This is a genomic window from Streptomyces odontotermitis, from assembly GCF_050510915.1.
GTDB lineage: Bacteria > Actinomycetota > Actinomycetes > Streptomycetales > Streptomycetaceae > Streptomyces.
In genome coordinates, this window is the sequence record NZ_JBNJLS010000023.1 from 145,019 (window position 1) to 161,354 (window position 16,336).

Below are 16,336 nucleotides of genomic sequence, written 5' to 3' on the forward strand. Positions count from 1 at the left end.
CCCATGAGTTGAGGGCCCGGTCAGAGGCTGGCGGCCCACTCGTAGCGGTGCTCGGGGCGGCCCGTGTCGCCGTACTTGAGGCTGAGCCTGACGCGGCCCGTGCGCTCCAGGAGCTTGAGATAGCGCTGGGCGGTCTGGCGGCTCAGCCGGGTGCGCTCCGCCAACTCCTGTGCGGAGAGCGGCCCTTCCGCCGCCATGAGGGCCCTGCGGACCAACTCGGCCGTGGTCGGGGAGTGGCCCTTGGGCAGCTCCGGGGCGGCCGTGGCCGACAGGGCGCCGAAGATCCGGTCGACCTCGGCCTGCTCGGCCTCGCCGCCGCCGTCGAGGGTGCGGCGCAGCGCCGCGTACGCGTCGAGTTTGGCGCGCAGACCTGCGTACGAGAACGGCTTGACCAGGTACTGGAGGGCGCCGTGGCGCATCGCGGACTGGACGGTGCCGACGTCGCGGGCGGCGGTCACCATGATCACGTCGGCCTGGTGGCCGCGCTCGCGCAGCGACCGTACGACCGCGAGGCCGGTCTCGTCGGGCAGATAGTGGTCGAGGAGCACGAGGTCGACGGAGAGTTCCCCGGCGAGGCGGAGGGCGTCGGCCGCGCTGTGGGCCTTCCCGGCCACCCGGAAGCCCGGCACCTTCTCCACGTAGGCGGCGTTGACGTCCGCGACGCGCACGTCGTCGTCCACCACCAGGACCTCGATCATCGTGCTTCCTCCGCGGCGGTCAGCTCGGCCCGTGCGAGCGCTTCGGGCAGGATCACCGTGAACTCGGCGCCCCCGTCGGATGCGGCGGCCACCTGTGCGCTGCCGCCCTGCCGTTCCGCGAGGCGGCGCACCAGGGCGAGCCCGATGCCGCGCTTCCCGTGCGCCGGGGGCTCCTTGGTGGACCAGCCCTCGATGAAGATTGATTCATATTGATCGGCCGATACACCGGGTCCGGTGTCGCGCACGCGCAGCACCACGGTGCCTTCCTCTGCCCGCAGTTCGACCTCCACGCGCGCGTGCTCGCTCCCGGCGGCAGCGTCCAGGGCGTTGTCGACGAGGTTGCCGACGATGGTGACCAGGCCGCCCGGGTCCACGAGCCGGTCCGGGAGCCCGGTGCCGGGCGACAGGGAGAGGGCCACACCGCGCTCCGCCGCGACCGTCGCCTTGCCGACGAGGAGCGCCGCGAGCAGCGGGTCACGGATCTTCTCGGTGATCTGCTCGGCGGTCACCCGGTGCGCGCCCGCGACCTCGCCCACGAACTCGGCGGCCTCCTCGTACATCTCCAGTTCGAGGAGGCCCAGGAGGGTGTGCATGCGGTTGGCGTGCTCGTGGTCCTGGGCGCGCAGTGCGTCGATGAGGCCGCGTGTGGAGTCGAGTTCACGGCCGAGCTGCTCCAGCTCGGTGCGGTCGCGCAGGGTCGCGACGGCGCCGCCGTCGTCGGTGGGCATGCGGTTGGCCACCAGGACGCGCTGGCCGCGCACCGTCAGCAGGTCGGTGCCCTCGACCCGGCCCGCGAGGACGTCGGTCGTACGCCCCGGGCCGAGCGCCGCGTCGAGGGGCTGCCCGATGGCTTCGGTGCCGAGGCCGAGCAGCCGTTGGGCCTCGTCGTTGAGCAGCCTGATCCGTCCGCTCCGGTCGAGCGCCACGACCCCCTCACGGATGCCGTGCAGCATGGCCTCGCGCTCGGCGAGCAGCGCCGAGATATCGGAGAAGGCCAGGTCGCGGGTCTGTCGCTGCACCCGGCGCGAGATCAGATACGCGGCGAGGGCACCCACCGCGAGCGCCCCGCCCGCGTACGCGAAGAGGCCCGGGATCGCGTGGATGAGGCGGTCCCGCACGCTGTCGTACTCGATGCCCACGGAGACGGCGCCCACGATGCCGCCGTGCGCGTCCCGCAGCGGCACCTTGCCGCGCGCGGAGCGCCCCAGGGTGCCGTCGTCGATCTCCATGACGTCCTGGCCCGCCAGCGCGTCGCTGGGGTCGGTGGAGACGACGTGGCCGATCTGGGAGGGGTCGGTGTGCGACCAGCGCACCCCTTCCTTGTTCAAGACCACGACGTACTCGGCCCCGCTGGCCCGCCGGATCCGCTCGGCCTCGGCCTGCACGGGGCCCTTGGGGGTGGGCCGGCTGGCCGCCAGGTCCTCGGCGATCTGCGGCTGGGCCGCCGTCGTCTGCGCGATGGCGAGGGCCCGGCGCATCGCCTGGTCGTCGAGCTGGTCGCTGAGCGGGGCGAGGAACAGGCCGGTGGCGAGCACCGCGACCCCGGCGGCTATCCCCAGCTGCATCAGCAGGACCTGCGAGAAGACGCGCCGCGGCAGGCCGAGGCGGAGTCGTCGGGCAGGGGAGGTCGGGCTCATGTGTACGAACGGTACGGCGGCGGGAGGGCTACTCCGAAGTCAGTGTGGCGGGGATCTCCCGCGCGCGGGACACCGGTTTCACCGCCACGACGTCCATCCGCGCCGGTGACCCGAGCGCACCGCCGCAGCTCTCCGGCCGGGGCGGCAGCGCGGCCCCCTGCGCCACGGTGACCTGCCAGCGCCTGCCGTCGGTGTGGGTGACGGCCACGTCCCAGCCCGGGGCCGCAGCGTCCACCTGACCGTCCGCCTGCACGACCTGGCCGTCCACCTGGACGACCTGTACGACGGTCAGGGCTCCGGCGGCGTCCTCCCCGACGGCCCTGCGCACCGCGAGCTCCGCCGCCTGCCCCGGCCGCTCCCACGCCGAGCCTCCCCGGCACCCCCGGGTGACGACGCGTCCCTCACGGGCGGCCTCGAGGATCTCCTTCACGTCGTGCGCGGAGGCGCGGCCGTACGCGTATCCGTAGGGCAGCACGAGGAGCGTGGGGGAGAAGCGGTGACCACCCAGATGAGTGACCTCCCAGGCGCCCTCCACACCGGCCCCGGCCAGTTCGGCGGCGAGCGGGCGGCCCAGCAGGGCGCAGCAGCGGTCGCGCTTTCCGTTGGTGCAGACGAGGGCGAGCGGGGCACCGGTGTGCGGGGTTCCGAAGTCCTGGTGGTCGCCGTTGCCCAGGGCCACGAAGTCCAGGTCGAGCAACTCCCTTGGTGCCTGCGTCACGTGGGTGCGCAGCCAGCTGTGGCCGGGGGCGGTGTGGGCCACGTAGACGCGGCGGCGCGCGACGGTGTGGCAGTCGGCATGCCGGCCGGGGCGTCGGATCAGCGCGACCCGTACGCCTGTGCCGTCGGCCGCCGCCTCCAGGGCGCGGCCGAGCTCGGGGTCGAGGTGGCTGGACGTGAGGGCCTTGGCGCCCCAGGGGCCGGGCTGCTCGACGAGAAGCCATGTCCTGGCGGTCGCGGCGGTGCCGGCGAGAGGCTCGGCCAGGTCACGCGAAACGGTCGCACACGTACTCACATAGGCGAGCCTAACCTGCCCCGGTCCGGCGCTCTCCTGGGCCGGGGCCCTCCGGGGCTCAGCCGCCTTCCGGTACGGGCAGCGGCTGCGGCGGCCGCACTCCCACGTACTGGCCGCTGGGCCGCATCCGCAGCGGGCGCTCCTGGTACTCCTCCAGGGCGTGCGCGATCCAGCCCGCGGTGCGCGCCACCGCGAAGATCGTCTCGCCCGCCTCCGCGGGCATCCCGGAGGAGGCGGTGAAGACCGCGAGCGCCAGGTCGACGTTGGCGTGCAGGTCGGTGTGACGGGCGGTGGTGGCCACCACGTCCCGGGCCGCTGCGAGCGCGGGACCGGCCTTGGGCATCCTCTCCAGGAGGCTGAACAGCGCCCGCGCGCGCGGGTCTTCGCCGGGGTAGAGCCGGTGGCCGAGTCCGGGGACCCGCCGCCCGGCGCGCAGCTCGTCCGCCACGACGGGGGCCGCGCTGCCCCGGTCCAGGACGTCGAGGAGCATGCGGTGGGCCAGGCCGCTGGCCGCGCCGTGCAGGGGGCCCTCCAGGACGCCGAGACCGGCCGACACGGCCGCGTACGGGTGCGCGTGCGCCGACGCGGCGACACGGACGGCCAGGGTCGACGCGGCGAGGTCGTGGTCGACGAGGAGCGCGAGGGCGGTGTCCAGGGTGTGCAGGGACGCCTCGTCGGGCGTCCGTCCGCTCAGCCTGGTCCAGAGGCGGTGGGCGAGGGGGCCGTCGTCCTTGTGCGTGCCGAGAACCGGCGGGAGCGCGTGGACCAGGGTGGGGATGAGCGTGCGGCCGGTGCCGATGACGGCTTGCTCGGACAGGTCGAAGCGGAGCGGGTCGGCGGCCGCGGCGGAGATGGCCGCGACCCTCAACCGGTCGGTCGGGCCGCTGTGTTCGGGCAGTGCTCCGACGGCGCGCCGGGCGGCCCTGACGGTGTCCTTGGGAGCGGCGAAGCGGATGCCGGGGCGCAGGACGCCGGTCCACAGCCACTCGGCGACCTCTTCGTAGGAGTGGTTCAGGGCGAGCTCGGCCGCATCGACGCCGCGGAAGTAGTAGCGGTCCTTCTCGATGAGGGTGACGCGGGTGCGCACGGAGAGCTCGCCGCTCGTGGCCGTGGCCACGGGGTCTCTTCTGTTCCTGCGTGCGAGCGCCTCGACCTCCTTGGCGTCGAAGGTGCTGCCGCGGGAGCCGGGTCCTCGGCGGCTGCTGAGCTGACCGCGGCTCACGTACGCGTACACGGTCTCGGGCTTCACGCCGAGCGCTTCGGCGGCCTCCTTGGTGGTCAGTCGCCGGCCTTCTCGTCCCTGGTCTTCTTCCGGGGCCTCTCGAACTGTGCGTGCACCGTGGGCCCTTCGCTCCGTCATGGCGTCACCGTATCCGCATCGCACCTGTATTGATTCAATCAATATTGACAGAGATTGAGTCAAGCATGGACAGTCGAATCAAGTCCAGGGAGGAAGTCGAGGAACACCATGCCGATCAATGGCTCCACCACCCCCGCAGCCGCCCCCGTCGAGGTCCCGCGCGGCCTCGCGGGCGTCGTCGTGACCGAGACCCGGCTCGGCGACGTCAGGGGGCACGAGGGCTTCTACCACTACCGCCAGTACTCGGCCGTCGAGCTCGCGCAGACCCGCGGCTTCGAGGACGTATGGCACCTCATGTTCCACGGTGAACTGCCGGACCCCGCCCAGCGCGCGGCCTTCGCCGAGCGGACCGCGGCGCTCCGTCACCTGCCGGACGAGGTGCGCGCCGCACTGCCCGCGATCGCCCGGGCCAGCTCGCTCTCGGGCCCGCTCGCGGGCCTGCGCACCGCGCTCTCGCTCTTCGGGGCGTCGCGCGACTTCCGCCCGGTGTACGACATCAACGGTGATCAACGACGGTCGGACGCCCTTGCCGCATCCGCCGTGGTCCCCACCCTGCTGACCGCGCTCCACCGGCTCGGCCAGGGCCTCGACCCGGTCGAGCCGCGCGACGACTTGTCGTACGCGGCCAACTACCTCTACATGCTGACCGGTTCGGAGCCGGACCCCCGGCGTGCGCGGGCGATCGAGCAGTACTTGATCTCCACGATCGATCATGGATTCAACGCGTCCACATTCACCGCCCGCGTCATCACATCAACAGGTGCGGATGTCGCCGCCTGTCTGGTCGGGGCCGTCGGCGCGCTGTCCGGCCCGCTGCACGGAGGGGCCCCGAGCCGCGCGCTCGACACGCTCGACGCCATCGGCACCCCCGACCGCATCGACGGCTGGATCCGTGAGCGGGTCCTGGCGGGCGACCGGATCATGGGCTTCGGGCACCCCGTCTACCGCACGGAGGATCCGCGTTCGCGCATGCTGCGTGGCATCGCGCAGCAATTCGGCGGCCCGATGGTGGAGTTCGCCGTCGAGGTCGAGCGCCAGGTGGAGGCGATCCTCGCCGAACTGAAGCCCGGCCGTGAGCTGCACACCAACGTGGAGTTCTACGCGGGCGTCGTCATGGAGCTGTGCGGTCTGCCCCGCGAGATGTTCACACCGACGTTCGCGTCGGCGCGGGTGGTCGGCTGGAGCGCCAACATCCTTGAACAGGCGGAGGATTCAAAGATCATCCGCCCTGCGGCGCGGTATGTGGGGGTGGTTCCGCCGGTGCCGGTGCCGGTGCCGCCGCTCGGCTGACGCCCGCCGACATGCGTGGGGTCCGGCACCAGTGCGGTGCCGGACCTGATGGCGTACCCGTCGTGGTCGGGCTGCGTTCTCGCCATGGTCGGGCGGCGTACCCGCCGGGGTCTGGGGTGGTGCCCCCGGTGGGGTCTTTCAGTCGGCTGCTGCGGACGGCCGGATCCCGGGGTGGGGGACCGGTGTGCTCACGCGTCCGGGATGTCGGCCTTGGCGCGGACCAGGGTCTCGCGGGTGACGATCACGATCCGCTCGTAGTCGGCGCGCGCCGCGTCGGCGGGGAGTTCCCCGTCGAGCGCCGCCGTGGCCTCGGTCCCGATCACTGCGAAGTTGCCGTCGCTCAGCTCGAAGATGTCGGGGCATGTCTCCCCGGAGAGGCTGCCTCTAGCGCGTGGGGGCACACCGATACGACGCACGATCTTCAAGGGAATCCCGGTCCTTGGGTGAGAGAGGGATGAGAACGGAGGACAGGCTAGCCCTTGGATACTCCTGTTGACCCTGCGACATGAAGGGCAACTGGGGCTTGTTCATGGGTGGTTCACGGGCGGGACGGGGCGCTCGCGGAAGCCGTCACTCCGGTGGCGGCTCGCCGATCACCCACCACTCGTCGGCGTCGGGATCGTCCAGGTCGTGGATGAGCCCGTCCATCATGCGGCCCACCCGGGCCTCGTCCGAAGAGTCCTCGAGGCTGGCCCGGTGGTGCCGGGTGGCTTCCCAGTACTCGCGGAAGATGGGATTGCGGCAGATCACCCGAAGATGACCGTGCAGTTCCTCCCAGTTGACGATCCCGATGCGGAAGGCGTGCACGGCGTTGGTGTAGAGGGCGTTCGCGAAGAGGTACTGCCGTCGCTTGGTCGGCGGGGCCTCGACGGTGCTCAGGACGGCGGCGAGATCCGGGTCGTCCATGGCCTTGCTCAGCAGATAGAACTGGAGTTGCTGCTGCTGGGGAAGCTCGGCGGGGCGGCGCTCGGTCCGCTCCATGTCATCGAGGCGTAGGCGGAGTTGTTCGTGGTGCCTGCGCTGGCGGTCGAGCAGCAGCGCCAGTGCCCCGACAGCGAAAGCGAGCCCCGCGACAGCGGCCGAGCCCGTCCCCCGTATCCGATATTTCTGTGTGGCCATGTCAACCCCCGAATCAGGCGACCGTCCGCCGGTCGTCGGGTGCGGGCCAACGGGGAGTGGGACCGGCGAGAGCGATGGGCGGCGCGCTTGCCGCCTCCCAGATTGCCGAGCGGCGCTGATCGACAGGGAGGCGGAGAGGAGGCGCACAGGAGGCAGCTCTGGTCGAACCTCCCGGCGCCGTGCCCAATGTGTGCCCCGCGAGCGCCGCTAACAATCGTTCACTTCGCGGTGCTTCTACGCGCACATATCCTTGGGCGGTCTTCACACGTCGTACGGGGCTCGCCTGCCCGTCGACGCGGGATGTACACGGATCCCGTAGCGGCGACATGGACGAGACGGATGTCATGGACGGCGTGAGCAACATCAGCGGTACGAATCAATGCGAGAGGCGCACGGTGAGCACGCGACAGATCCCGGTCATCGTCCTCGCCGGCTTCCTGGGGTCCGGAAAGACGACCCTGCTCAACCACCTTCTGCACCGCAGCGGGGGAAGCCGGATCGGCGCGATCGTCAACGACTTCGGGTCGATCGAGATCGACGCCATGTCCGTCGCGGGCCAGCTCGGCGACTCCACCGTCTCCCTGGGCAACGGCTGTCTGTGCTGCGCCGTGGACGCCAGTGAGCTCGACGAGTACCTGGAGCGGCTCGCCCGGCCCTCCGCCCGTATCGACGTCATCGTGATCGAGGCCAGCGGGCTCGCGGAGCCGGAGGAGCTGGTGCGGATGCTGCTCGCGAGCGAGAACACGCACATCGTGTACGGCGGGCTGGTGCAGGTCGTCGACGCCGCCGAGTTCGACGCCACACGGGAGCGTCACCCCGAGGTCGACCGGCACCTGGGCATCGCCGACCTCGTCGTGGTCAACAAGAGCGACCGGGTGGCCGTGGAGGAGCGTGAGCGGGTGCTCGGCGTGGTGCGCGGGCTCGCGGGGCGCGCGGCCGTCGTGGCGGCCTCCTACGGGCGCGTGGACGTCGAGCTGCTCCTCGACCGCAAGCCGGTGGGGGAGCGGGTCGGGCAGCTCTCCTTCGACGATCTGCACGCCGCGGAGCGTGAGGGGCACGATCATGATCACGATGACGGCCACGGCGACGAGTGCGGCGACGGCCACGACGGCCACGACGGGCACGCGCGCCATCTGCACTCCGCCTACGAAAGTCTTGCCTTCGTCTCCGAAGTGCCCCTGTCGCCCCGCCCGTTGATGGCCTTCCTCGACAGCAGGCCGGAGGGGCTCTACCGCATCAAGGGGTACGTCGACTTCGGGCCGTCCGACCCGAAGAACCGGTATCTGGTGCACTCCGTGGGGCGCTTTCTGCGCTTCTACCCGGAGCCGTGGCCGGTCGCGGAGCCGCACCGCACGCAGCTCGTGTTGATCGGGTCCAGCATTGACGCGGACGGTCTGGAGAAGGAGCTGGAGGCGTGCCGCGCGGAGGCCCCACAGGCCGATGAGCACGGCATGTGGGGCGTCCTGCGCTACGTACAGGAGCCGGAGGAACCGGAGGAGGCACCCGAGGAGGCACCCGAGGGGTGAGCCCCCCTCGAGTGCCTCCGTCGAGCGAGCGTCACACCGGGCCTGCGACCGCCGCCACCGGCTTCGCGAGGGAGACGCCCGAGCCGTCCCGGCGCGGGTCCGGCTCCGGGAGCTCGGCGGGCGAGCCGTTGCGCTGTGCGGCGTGCGGAGGCGTCGGGCCCGCCCAGGCGAAGCTCAGGCAGTCCTCGCCCTTCAGGAACCGCTGGACGCGGACACCGCCCGTGGCGCGGCCCTTGCGCGGGTACTGGTCGAACGGCGTCAGCTTCGCCGTCGTCTGCACCGAGTCGTCGAGGGTGCCGCGCGAGCCCGCGACCGTGAACACTACGGCGTCCGCCGCCGGGTCGACCGCGGTGAAGGAGATGACCTTCGCGCCGTCGGTGAGCTTGACGCCCGCCATGCCGCCCGCCGGGCGGCCCTGTGGCCGCACCTGGGACGCCTGGTAGCGCAGCAGCTGTGCGTCGTCCGTGATGAAGACCAGGTCCTCCTCGCCCGTACGCAGCTCCGCCGCGCCGACGATGCGGTCGCCCTCCTTGAGGGTGATGACCTCCAACTCCTCCTTGTTCGAGGGGTAGTCGGGGACCACGCGCTTGACCACGCCCTGCTCCGTGCCGAGCGCGAGGCCCGGAGAGGACTCGTCGAGCGTCATCAGACAGATCAGCTTCTCGTCCGCCTCCAAGGAGAGCAGCTCCGAGACCGGCGCCCCACCGGAGAGGTTGGGCGCGGCCGCCGTCTCCGGAAGCTGCGGCAGGTCCACCACGGCGAGCCGCAGCAGTCTGCCCTCCGAGGTCACGGCGCCGACCTCGCCGCGCGCCGTCGCGGGCACCGCCGAGACGATCACGTCGTGCTTGGTGCGCTTGCTGTCGCCCTCGGAGAACGGGTCGCCGTTCGCCGTGCGCGCCAGCAGGCCCGTCGAGGACAGGAGCACGCGGCACGGGTCGTCCGCCACCTGGAGGGACGCGGTGGGGGCCGGGGCGCCGGAGGACTCCATCAGGACCGTGCGCCGCTCCGTGCCGAACTTCTTGGCCACCGCGGCCAGTTCGGAGGAGACCAGCTTGCGGAGCTCGGCGTCCGACTCCAGGATGCGGGTCAGCTCCTCGATCTCCGCGTTCAGCTTGTCGCGCTCGGACTCCAGCTCGATGCGGTCGTACTTGGTGAGGCGGCGCAGCGGGGTGTCGAGGATGTACTGCGTCTGCACGTCGCTCAGGGAGAAGCGCTCCATCAGGCGCTCCTTGGCCTGCGCGCTGTTCTCGCTGGAGCGGATGAGGCGGATGACCTCGTCGATGTCCAGGAGGGCGACGAGCAGGCCCTCGACCAGGTGCAGGCGGTCGCGCTTCTTGCCGCGCCGGAACTCGCTGCGCCGGCGCACGACGTTGAAGCGGTGGTCCAGATAGACCTCGAGGAGCTCCTTGAGGCCGAGGGTGAGGGGCTGGCCGTCCACCAGCGCGACGTTGTTGATGCCGAAGGACTCCTCCATGGGAGTCAGCTTGTAGAGCTGCTCCAGGACGGCCTCCGGCACGAAGCCGTTCTTGATCTCGATGACCAGGCGCAGGCCGTGCTCGCGGTCGGTGAGGTCCTTGACGTCGGCGATGCCCTGGAGCTTCTTCGAGCCGACCAGGTCCTTGATCTTGGCGATCACCTTCTCCGGGCCGACGGTGAACGGCAGTTCGGTGACGACGAGGCCCTTGCGGCGCGCCGTCACGTTCTCCACGGAGACCGTGGCGCGGGTCTTGAAGGTGCCGCGGCCCGACTCGTACGCGTCCTTGATGCCGGAGAGGCCGACGATGCGGCCGCCCGTGGGCAGGTCGGGGCCCGGGACGAACTTCATCAGCGTCTCGAGGTCGGCGCCCGGGTGCTTGATCAGGTGGCGGGCGGCGGCGATGACCTCGCCGAGGTTGTGCGGCGGCATGTTCGTCGCCATGCCGACGGCGATGCCCGACGAGCCGTTCACCAGCAGGTTCGGGTAGGCGGCCGGGAGGGCGACCGGTTCGGTCTCCTGGCCGTCGTAGTTCGGGGTGAAGTCGACGGTGTCCTCGTCGATCGACTCCGTCATCAGGGAGGTGGCGTCGGCCATGCGGCATTCCGTGTACCGCATGGCGGCCGGCGGGTCGTCGTTGCCGAGCGAGCCGAAGTTGCCGTGGCCGTCCACCATCGGCAGGCGCATGGAGAAGGGCTGGGCCATGCGCACCAGGGCGTCGTAGATCGAGGCGTCGCCGTGGGGGTGCAACTTACCCATGACCTCGCCCACGACGCGGGCGCACTTGACGTAGCCGCGCTCGGGGCGCAGACCCATCTCGTTCATCTGGTAGACGATGCGGCGCTGGACGGGCTTCATGCCGTCCCGCGCGTCCGGCAGGGCGCGGGAGTAGATGACCGAGTAGGCGTACTCGAGGAAGGAGCCCTGCATCTCGTCGACGACGTCGATGTCGAGGATCTTCTCCTCAAAGTCGTCGGGCGGCGGGGTCTTCGTGCTGCGGCGGGCCATCGCTGCTGCGGCTCCTTCACAGATTCTGCCGGGGCATGTACGGGATCTGACGCGGACCATTGTGGACCGTCCCACTGACATCGCCGACCACGACCCGGGCTCACGGCGTTGTCACGGGCGACTACGCCGAGGGCGGAGCGGGAACTTCGTCAGGTGTCAGCGGGCTTGCATACAGTGGCAGGACTGCATCTCTTGACTCCATCACTTGCTGAGATCTCGCGATCGAAGGGACGTACATGCCCATGGGTCACACGGCCACAGCCGAGGCCGGCTCCGGCGGCCTGACAGCGACCGAGCACCGGCTGGCCAACGGCCTGCGCGTGGTGCTCTCCGAGGACCACCTGACCCCGGTCGCCGCGGTCTGCCTCTGGTACGACGTCGGCTCCCGCCACGAGGTCAAGGGGCGTACGGGCCTTGCGCATCTCTTCGAGCACCTGATGTTCCAGGGCTCCCACCAGGTGCACGGCAACGGCCACTTCGAACTGGTGCAGGGCGCGGGCGGGTCCCTGAACGGGACGACGAGCTTCGAGCGCACCAACTATTTCGAGACCATGCCCGCGCACCAGCTGGAGCTCGCGCTGTGGCTGGAGGCCGACCGGATGGGCTCGCTCCTGTCCGCGCTCGACGAAGAGTCCATGGAGAACCAGCGGGACGTCGTCAAGAACGAGCGCCGCCAGCGCTACGACAACGTCCCGTACGGCACGGCCTTCGAGAAGCTCACCGCTCTGTCGTACCCGGAGGGCCACCCGTACCACCACACGCCGATCGGCTCGATGGCCGACCTGGACGCGGCCACCCTGGAGGACGCGCGGAACTTCTTCCGTACGTACTACGCGCCCAACAACGCCGTCCTGTCCGTCGTCGGCGACATCGACCCGGAGCAGACGCTCGCCTGGGTCGAGAAGTACTTCGGCTCCATCCCCGGGCACGACGGCAAGCAGCCGCCCCGTGACGGCAGCCTTCCGGAGCGCATCGGCAAGGAGCTGCGCGAGGTCGTCGAGGAGGAGGTCCCGGCGCGCGCCCTGATGGCCGCCTACCGGCTGCCGCAGGACGGCACGCGCGCGTGCGACGCGGCCGACCTGGCGCTCACGGTCCTGGGCAGCGGCGAGTCCTCCCGGCTCTACAACCGGCTGGTGCGCCGCGACCGCACGGCCGTGGCCGCCGGTTTCGGTCTGCTGCGCCTCGCCGGGGCGCCCTCGCTCGGCTGGCTGGACGTGAAGACCTCCGGAGACGTCGAGGTCCCCGTCATCGAGGCCGCCGTCGACGAGGAGCTGGCCCGCTTCGCCGAGGAGGGCCCCACCGCCGAGGAGATGGAGCGCGCCCAGGCGCAGTTGGAGCGCGAGTGGCTCGACCGGCTCGGCACCGTCGCGGGCCGCGCCGACGAACTGTGCAGATTCGCCGTCCTGTTCGGCGACCCGCAGCTGGCGCTCACCGCCGTGCAGCGGGTCCTGGACGTCACCGCGGCGGAGGTCCAGGAGGTCGCCAAGGCCCGCCTGCGCCCCGACAACCGCGCGGTGCTCGTGTACGAACCCGTGTCCGCCGCCGACGAGGCCGCAGAGGAAGAGGAGGCGGCGAAGTGACCGAGTCCGCACCGCACACCACGACCCAGTCCGCACCGCTCGCCACGATGGAGTTCCACCAGCAGCCCCAGGCGGGCACGGCCAAGCCCTGGGCCTTCCCGGCCCCCGAGCGCGCCACCCTGGGCAACGGCCTGACGGTGCTGCGCTGCCACCGCCCCGGCCAGCAGGTCGTCGCCGTCGAGATCCACCTCGACGCGCCCCTGGAGGCCGAGCCCGCCGGACTCGACGGCGTGGCCACGATCATGGCGCGGGCCTTCGCCGAGGGCACCGACAAGCACTCCGCCGAGGAGTTCGCCGCCGAACTGGACCGCTGCGGCGCGACGTTGGACGCGCACGCGGACCACCCCGGCGTGCGCGTCTCCCTCGAAGTGCCCGTCTCCCGCCTTCCGAAGGCCCTCGGACTGCTCGCCGACGCCCTGCGCGCCCCCGCCTTCGCGGACAGCGAGATCGAGCGCCTCGTCCGCAACCGCCTGGACGAGATCCCGCACGAGGCCGCGAACCCGGCCCGGCGCGCCGCCAAGGAGCTCTCCCGGCAGCTCTTCCCGGCGACCTCGCGCATGTCGCGCCCCCGTCAGGGCACCGAGGAGACGGTCTCCGGCATCGACTCGGCGGCGGTACGCGCCTTCTACGAGAAGCACGTTCGCCCGGCCACGGCGACCGCCGTCGTCGTGGGCGACCTCTCCGGGACGGACCTCGACGCGCTCCTCGCGGACACCGTGGGCGCCTGGACGGGCGACACGGCCGAGCCGTACCCCGTGCCGGCGGTGAGCGCCGACGACACCGGCCGCGTGGTCATCGTCGACCGCCCCGGAGCCGTCCAGACGCAGCTCCTCATCGGCCGCGTCGGCGCCGACCGGCACGACCGCGTGTGGGCCGCCCAGATCCTCGGCACGTACTGCCTCGGCGGCACCCTCACCTCGCGTCTGGACCGGGTCCTGCGCGAGGAGAAGGGATACACCTACGGAGTGCGGGCGTTCAGCCAGGTGCTGCGCTCGACCGCGCCCTCGTCCTCGGAGGGGGCCGGCGGCGTCGCCATGCTCGCCATCAGCGGCTCCGTGGACACGCCGAACACCGGCCCGGCCCTCGACGACCTGTGGAAGGTCCTGCGCACCCTCGCCGCCGAGGGCCTCACGGACGCCGAGCGCGACGTCGCCGTGCAGAACCTGGTGGGGGTCGCCCCGCTCAAGTACGAGACGGCGGCGGCCGTCGCGGCCACGCTCGCCGACCAGGTCGAGCAGCACCTCCAGGACGACTTCCAGGCCCAGCTGTACCGGCAGTTGGCCGCGACGGGCACCGTGGAGGCCACCGCGGCCGTCGTGAGCGCCTTCCCGCAGGACCGCCTGGTGACCGTGCTCGTCGGGGACGCCGCGCAGATCGAGGAACCCGTCAAGGCCCTCGGGATCGGTGAAGTGACGGTTGTCACGGGCTAGATGAACGAGCGGTTCCGGACCCCGGTGACAGGACATGTCACCGGGGTCCTCATATGTCCGAATTAGTAGAGAGGTTGCCTGTCTGCCCTGTGGCGTGCGCTACAAAAGCCGTCTTCTGTTTGTCGATTGAAAGATGTCCCGTTTAGCGTCGGTCCGACTGTTCGTCACGCAGCACGCCGCACCCGCGGCACCGGACAGCCATCGCCGAGTCCCCGTACGGCGCGAGCCAGGGGAGCCGGGGACCCACATGTCCCCCTGGGGTGAATCGGGCACCTTGCCGCGAGGCGAGGGGTCCGTAGGAGACCTTCCTGCTCCGAACCCGTCAGCTAACCCGGTAGGCGAGAGGGAAGGAAAGGATCAGCCGCTTCATGGCGTTCACCCGTGCCACCGGGAAGCACCGTCGTCCGAGCCGTCTCACCCGTACGACCGCGCAAGTAGCGGGTGTCGCCGCGATCACCACGACCGGTGTCATCGGAGGGCTCGCCGCTCCGGCGCTCGCCGCCGACGAGGCGCCCGTCGAGCACACCGGCTTCACCCAGGCCATCTCCGTCGGCGACTCGCTCGCCGACAGCATCGACGCGCAGGCCACCGCTCAGAAGGAAGCCGCCGACGCCGCCGCTGCCGCGAAGAAGGCCGAAGAGGCCGCCAAGAAGAAGGCCGCCGAAGCGAAGCGTGCTGCCGAGGCGAAGGCCAAGAAGGAGCGCGAGGCCAAGGAGCGCGCCGCCCGCGAGGCCGAGCGCAAGCGCCTGAACCGCTTCGTCTCCCCGATCGCCGGCTCGTACGTCTCGACCGCCTACAAGGCGAGCAGCGGCCTGTGGTCCTCCGGCAGCCACACCGGCATCGACTTCCACGCCGCGTCCGGCACGTCGGTCCACTCCGTCGGCGCGGGCACCGTCGTCGAGGCCGGCTGGGGCGGCGCCTACGGCAACAACGTCGTGATCAAGATGAACGACGGCACGTACACCCAGTACGGACACATGTCCTCCATCGGTGTCTCCGTCGGCCAGACGGTCACCCCGGGACAGCAGATAGGTCTCTCCGGAGCGACCGGCAACGTCACCGGGCCGCACCTCCACTTCGAGGCCCGCACCTCCCCGGACTACGGCTCGGACATCGACCCCGTCGCCTACCTCCGCTCGCACGGCGTCGGTGTCTGACGGCTCACGCCCACCGCGCACCCGAAAGCCCCGGCTCGCCCACCGCGAGCCGGGGCTTCGCCGTTCCCGGCCCCCAGTCCCCAGTCCCTGGCCCCCAGTCCCCGGCCCCGGGCCTCGGGAGCCTTGGCCAAAAGAAATCCATGGATTCCCGGCCGCCATCGGAAATTCCGCGGCTCTGCAATAGAGTTGACGAGCGAGCGTCAATCGACCGCGTTTCTCGGGGATTAAGGCGGAGGTCCGGTCATGCGCATTCCCGCGCACTCGGTATGCACGGCCATTCGGGACGACATCGTTTCGGGTGTCTACGAACGGGGCGGCCGGCTCACCGAGGAGCTGCTCGCGCGCCGCTACGGAGTCTCCCGCGTCCCCGTACGCGAGGCGCTGCGCACCCTGGAGGCCGAGGGCTTCGTCGTCACGCGCAGGCACGCGGGCGCGTGCGTCGCCGAACCCACCGAGCAGGAGGCCGCCGACCTCCTGGAGATCCGCATGCTGCTCGAACCGCTGGGTGCCGCCCGGGCCGCCCAGCGCCGCACGGAGGCGCACCTGAAGGTGCTGCGCGGCCTCGTGCGGCTCGGCCAGGAGCGCGCCAGGCGGGGCCAGAGCGAGGATCTGCGCTCCCTGGGAGGCTGGTTCCACGAGACGCTCGCGCAGGCGTCAGGCAGCCCGGGTCTGACCGCGCTGCTCACCCAGCTGCGGCACAAGATCGCCTGGATGTACGTGGTGGAGCCGCCGGCCGCCCCCGCCGAGTCCTGGGCCGAGCACGCGGCGATCGTCGACGCGGTGGCCCGCGGCGACGCGGAGCGGGCCCGCGGCCTCACCGCGCAGCACGCGGAGCGGGCGACGGCGGCGCACCGCCTCCGCTTTCCCGCGGGGCTCGGGCGCCGGCGGGGCGTCGATCGCGTGAGGGATTCGCAACATCCCGTAAACACGCTGAGCGTCCAGAATTAACAGCGTCGCCGTATACAAAGAGAAGTAATTCGCGGGGCCTGTTCTGTGCTGCCCGCTTTTCGGGGTTCCCCTCTTTTCGTGCTGCCCGGCCTTCGCG

Annotated in this window: 13 protein-coding genes and 1 riboswitch; of the genes, 6 read left to right on the forward strand and 7 right to left on the reverse strand. The window is 71.3% G+C overall.

The window, feature by feature from the left end; translation table 11 throughout:
• Nucleotides 1-20: 20 nt before the first annotated feature.
• From ACQB60_RS39050 to ACQB60_RS39065, 4 genes are read right to left on the reverse strand one after another with little or no spacing between them, the layout of a single operon-like run.
• Nucleotides 21-698: a response regulator gene (locus ACQB60_RS39050; RefSeq protein WP_496930834.1), complete on the reverse strand. Its 678-nt coding sequence runs from the start codon at nucleotides 696-698 to the stop codon at nucleotides 21-23.
• On the reverse strand, nucleotides 695-2,335 hold the full coding sequence (locus ACQB60_RS39055) for a sensor histidine kinase (RefSeq protein ID WP_496930835.1): 1,641 nt from the start codon (nucleotides 2,333-2,335) through the stop codon (nucleotides 695-697). Before ACQB60_RS39055 ends, ACQB60_RS39050 begins: the two co-directional genes overlap by 4 nt.
• A gap of 28 nt (nucleotides 2,336-2,363) precedes the next feature.
• On the reverse strand, nucleotides 2,364-3,347 hold the full coding sequence (locus ACQB60_RS39060) for a ferredoxin family protein (protein ID WP_496930836.1): 984 nt from the start codon (nucleotides 3,345-3,347) through the stop codon (nucleotides 2,364-2,366).
• Between the two features lie 58 nt (nucleotides 3,348-3,405).
• Nucleotides 3,406-4,707 (reverse strand): citrate synthase family protein, encoded by a 1,302-nt coding sequence (locus ACQB60_RS39065; RefSeq protein ID WP_496930837.1) that lies wholly within the window; start codon nucleotides 4,705-4,707, stop codon nucleotides 3,406-3,408.
• A gap of 108 nt (nucleotides 4,708-4,815) precedes the next feature.
• On the opposite strand from ACQB60_RS39065, the gene ACQB60_RS39070 reads away from it, so the two are divergent.
• Nucleotides 4,816-5,997 carry a citrate synthase/methylcitrate synthase gene (locus ACQB60_RS39070; RefSeq protein ID WP_496930838.1) on the forward strand — a complete coding sequence of 394 codons (1,182 nt, stop codon included), beginning with the start codon at nucleotides 4,816-4,818 and terminating at the stop codon, nucleotides 5,995-5,997.
• A gap of 188 nt (nucleotides 5,998-6,185) precedes the next feature.
• Here the strand turns inward: ACQB60_RS39070 and ACQB60_RS39075 are convergent, their stop codons facing one another.
• Together ACQB60_RS39075 and ACQB60_RS39080 are read right to left on the reverse strand one after the other, a co-directional pair.
• Complete coding sequence (locus ACQB60_RS39075) at nucleotides 6,186-6,422, reverse strand: hypothetical protein (protein ID WP_496930839.1); 237 nt, start codon at nucleotides 6,420-6,422, stop codon at nucleotides 6,186-6,188.
• 145 nt (nucleotides 6,423-6,567) lie between these two features.
• Complete coding sequence (locus ACQB60_RS39080) at nucleotides 6,568-7,116, reverse strand: DUF6082 family protein (RefSeq protein ID WP_496930840.1); 549 nt, start codon at nucleotides 7,114-7,116, stop codon at nucleotides 6,568-6,570.
• Nucleotides 7,117-7,460: 344 nt separating this feature from the next.
• Between ACQB60_RS39080 and ACQB60_RS39085 the strand changes: the two genes are divergently transcribed.
• A complete protein-coding gene (locus ACQB60_RS39085) occupies nucleotides 7,461-8,642 on the forward strand; it encodes a CobW family GTP-binding protein (protein WP_496930850.1) in 1,182 nt (393 codons plus the stop codon).
• Nucleotides 8,643-8,673: 31 nt separating this feature from the next.
• Here the strand turns inward: ACQB60_RS39085 and ACQB60_RS39090 are convergent, their stop codons facing one another.
• Nucleotides 8,674-11,124 (reverse strand): DNA gyrase/topoisomerase IV subunit A, encoded by a 2,451-nt coding sequence (locus ACQB60_RS39090; RefSeq protein ID WP_496930841.1) that lies wholly within the window; start codon nucleotides 11,122-11,124, stop codon nucleotides 8,674-8,676.
• A gap of 236 nt (nucleotides 11,125-11,360) precedes the next feature.
• On the opposite strand from ACQB60_RS39090, the gene ACQB60_RS39095 reads away from it, so the two are divergent.
• From ACQB60_RS39095 to ACQB60_RS39110, 4 genes are all read left to right on the forward strand, one after another.
• The gene (locus tag ACQB60_RS39095) at nucleotides 11,361-12,704 is read left to right on the forward strand and encodes a M16 family metallopeptidase (protein WP_496930842.1); all 1,344 of its coding nucleotides are present in this window, start codon (nucleotides 11,361-11,363) and stop codon (nucleotides 12,702-12,704) included.
• A 47-nt stretch (nucleotides 12,705-12,751) separates the two neighbouring features.
• On the forward strand, nucleotides 12,752-14,134 hold the full coding sequence (locus tag ACQB60_RS39100) for a M16 family metallopeptidase (RefSeq protein ID WP_496930851.1): 1,383 nt from the start codon (nucleotides 12,752-12,754) through the stop codon (nucleotides 14,132-14,134).
• A 192-nt stretch (nucleotides 14,135-14,326) separates the two neighbouring features.
• A riboswitch (cyclic di-AMP (ydaO/yuaA leader) is annotated at nucleotides 14,327-14,490 on the forward strand.
• Nucleotides 14,491-14,502: 12 nt separating this feature from the next.
• Entirely contained in the window at nucleotides 14,503-15,291 is a 789-nt protein-coding gene (locus ACQB60_RS39105) for a M23 family metallopeptidase (protein ID WP_496930843.1), read from the forward strand.
• Nucleotides 15,292-15,534: 243 nt separating this feature from the next.
• The gene (locus ACQB60_RS39110) at nucleotides 15,535-16,239 is read left to right on the forward strand and encodes a GntR family transcriptional regulator (RefSeq protein ID WP_496930844.1); all 705 of its coding nucleotides are present in this window, start codon (nucleotides 15,535-15,537) and stop codon (nucleotides 16,237-16,239) included.
• The last annotated feature ends 97 nt before the right edge of the window (nucleotides 16,240-16,336 follow it).

Excerpts from the sequence above, each read along its gene's own strand:
- ACQB60_RS39050 (WP_496930834.1), bottom strand. The coding sequence starts at position 698 with ATGATCGAGGTCCTGGTGGTGGACGACGACGTGCGCGTCGCGGACGTC.
- ACQB60_RS39055 (WP_496930835.1), bottom strand. The coding sequence starts at position 2,335 with ATGAGCCCGACCTCCCCTGCCCGACGACTCCGCCTCGGCCTGCCGCGG.
- ACQB60_RS39065 (WP_496930837.1), bottom strand. The coding sequence starts at position 4,707 with ATGACGGAGCGAAGGGCCCACGGTGCACGCACAGTTCGAGAGGCCCCG.
- ACQB60_RS39070 (WP_496930838.1), top strand. The coding sequence starts at position 4,816 with ATGCCGATCAATGGCTCCACCACCCCCGCAGCCGCCCCCGTCGAGGTC.
- ACQB60_RS39080 (WP_496930840.1), bottom strand. The coding sequence starts at position 7,116 with ATGGCCACACAGAAATATCGGATACGGGGGACGGGCTCGGCCGCTGTC.
- ACQB60_RS39085 (WP_496930850.1), top strand. The coding sequence starts at position 7,461 with ATGGACGGCGTGAGCAACATCAGCGGTACGAATCAATGCGAGAGGCGC.
- ACQB60_RS39090 (WP_496930841.1), bottom strand. The coding sequence starts at position 11,124 with ATGGCCCGCCGCAGCACGAAGACCCCGCCGCCCGACGACTTTGAGGAG.
- ACQB60_RS39095 (WP_496930842.1), top strand. The coding sequence starts at position 11,361 with ATGCCCATGGGTCACACGGCCACAGCCGAGGCCGGCTCCGGCGGCCTG.
- ACQB60_RS39100 (WP_496930851.1), top strand. The coding sequence starts at position 12,752 with ATGGAGTTCCACCAGCAGCCCCAGGCGGGCACGGCCAAGCCCTGGGCC.
- ACQB60_RS39105 (WP_496930843.1), top strand. The coding sequence starts at position 14,503 with ATGGCGTTCACCCGTGCCACCGGGAAGCACCGTCGTCCGAGCCGTCTC.
- ACQB60_RS39110 (WP_496930844.1), top strand. The coding sequence starts at position 15,535 with ATGCGCATTCCCGCGCACTCGGTATGCACGGCCATTCGGGACGACATC.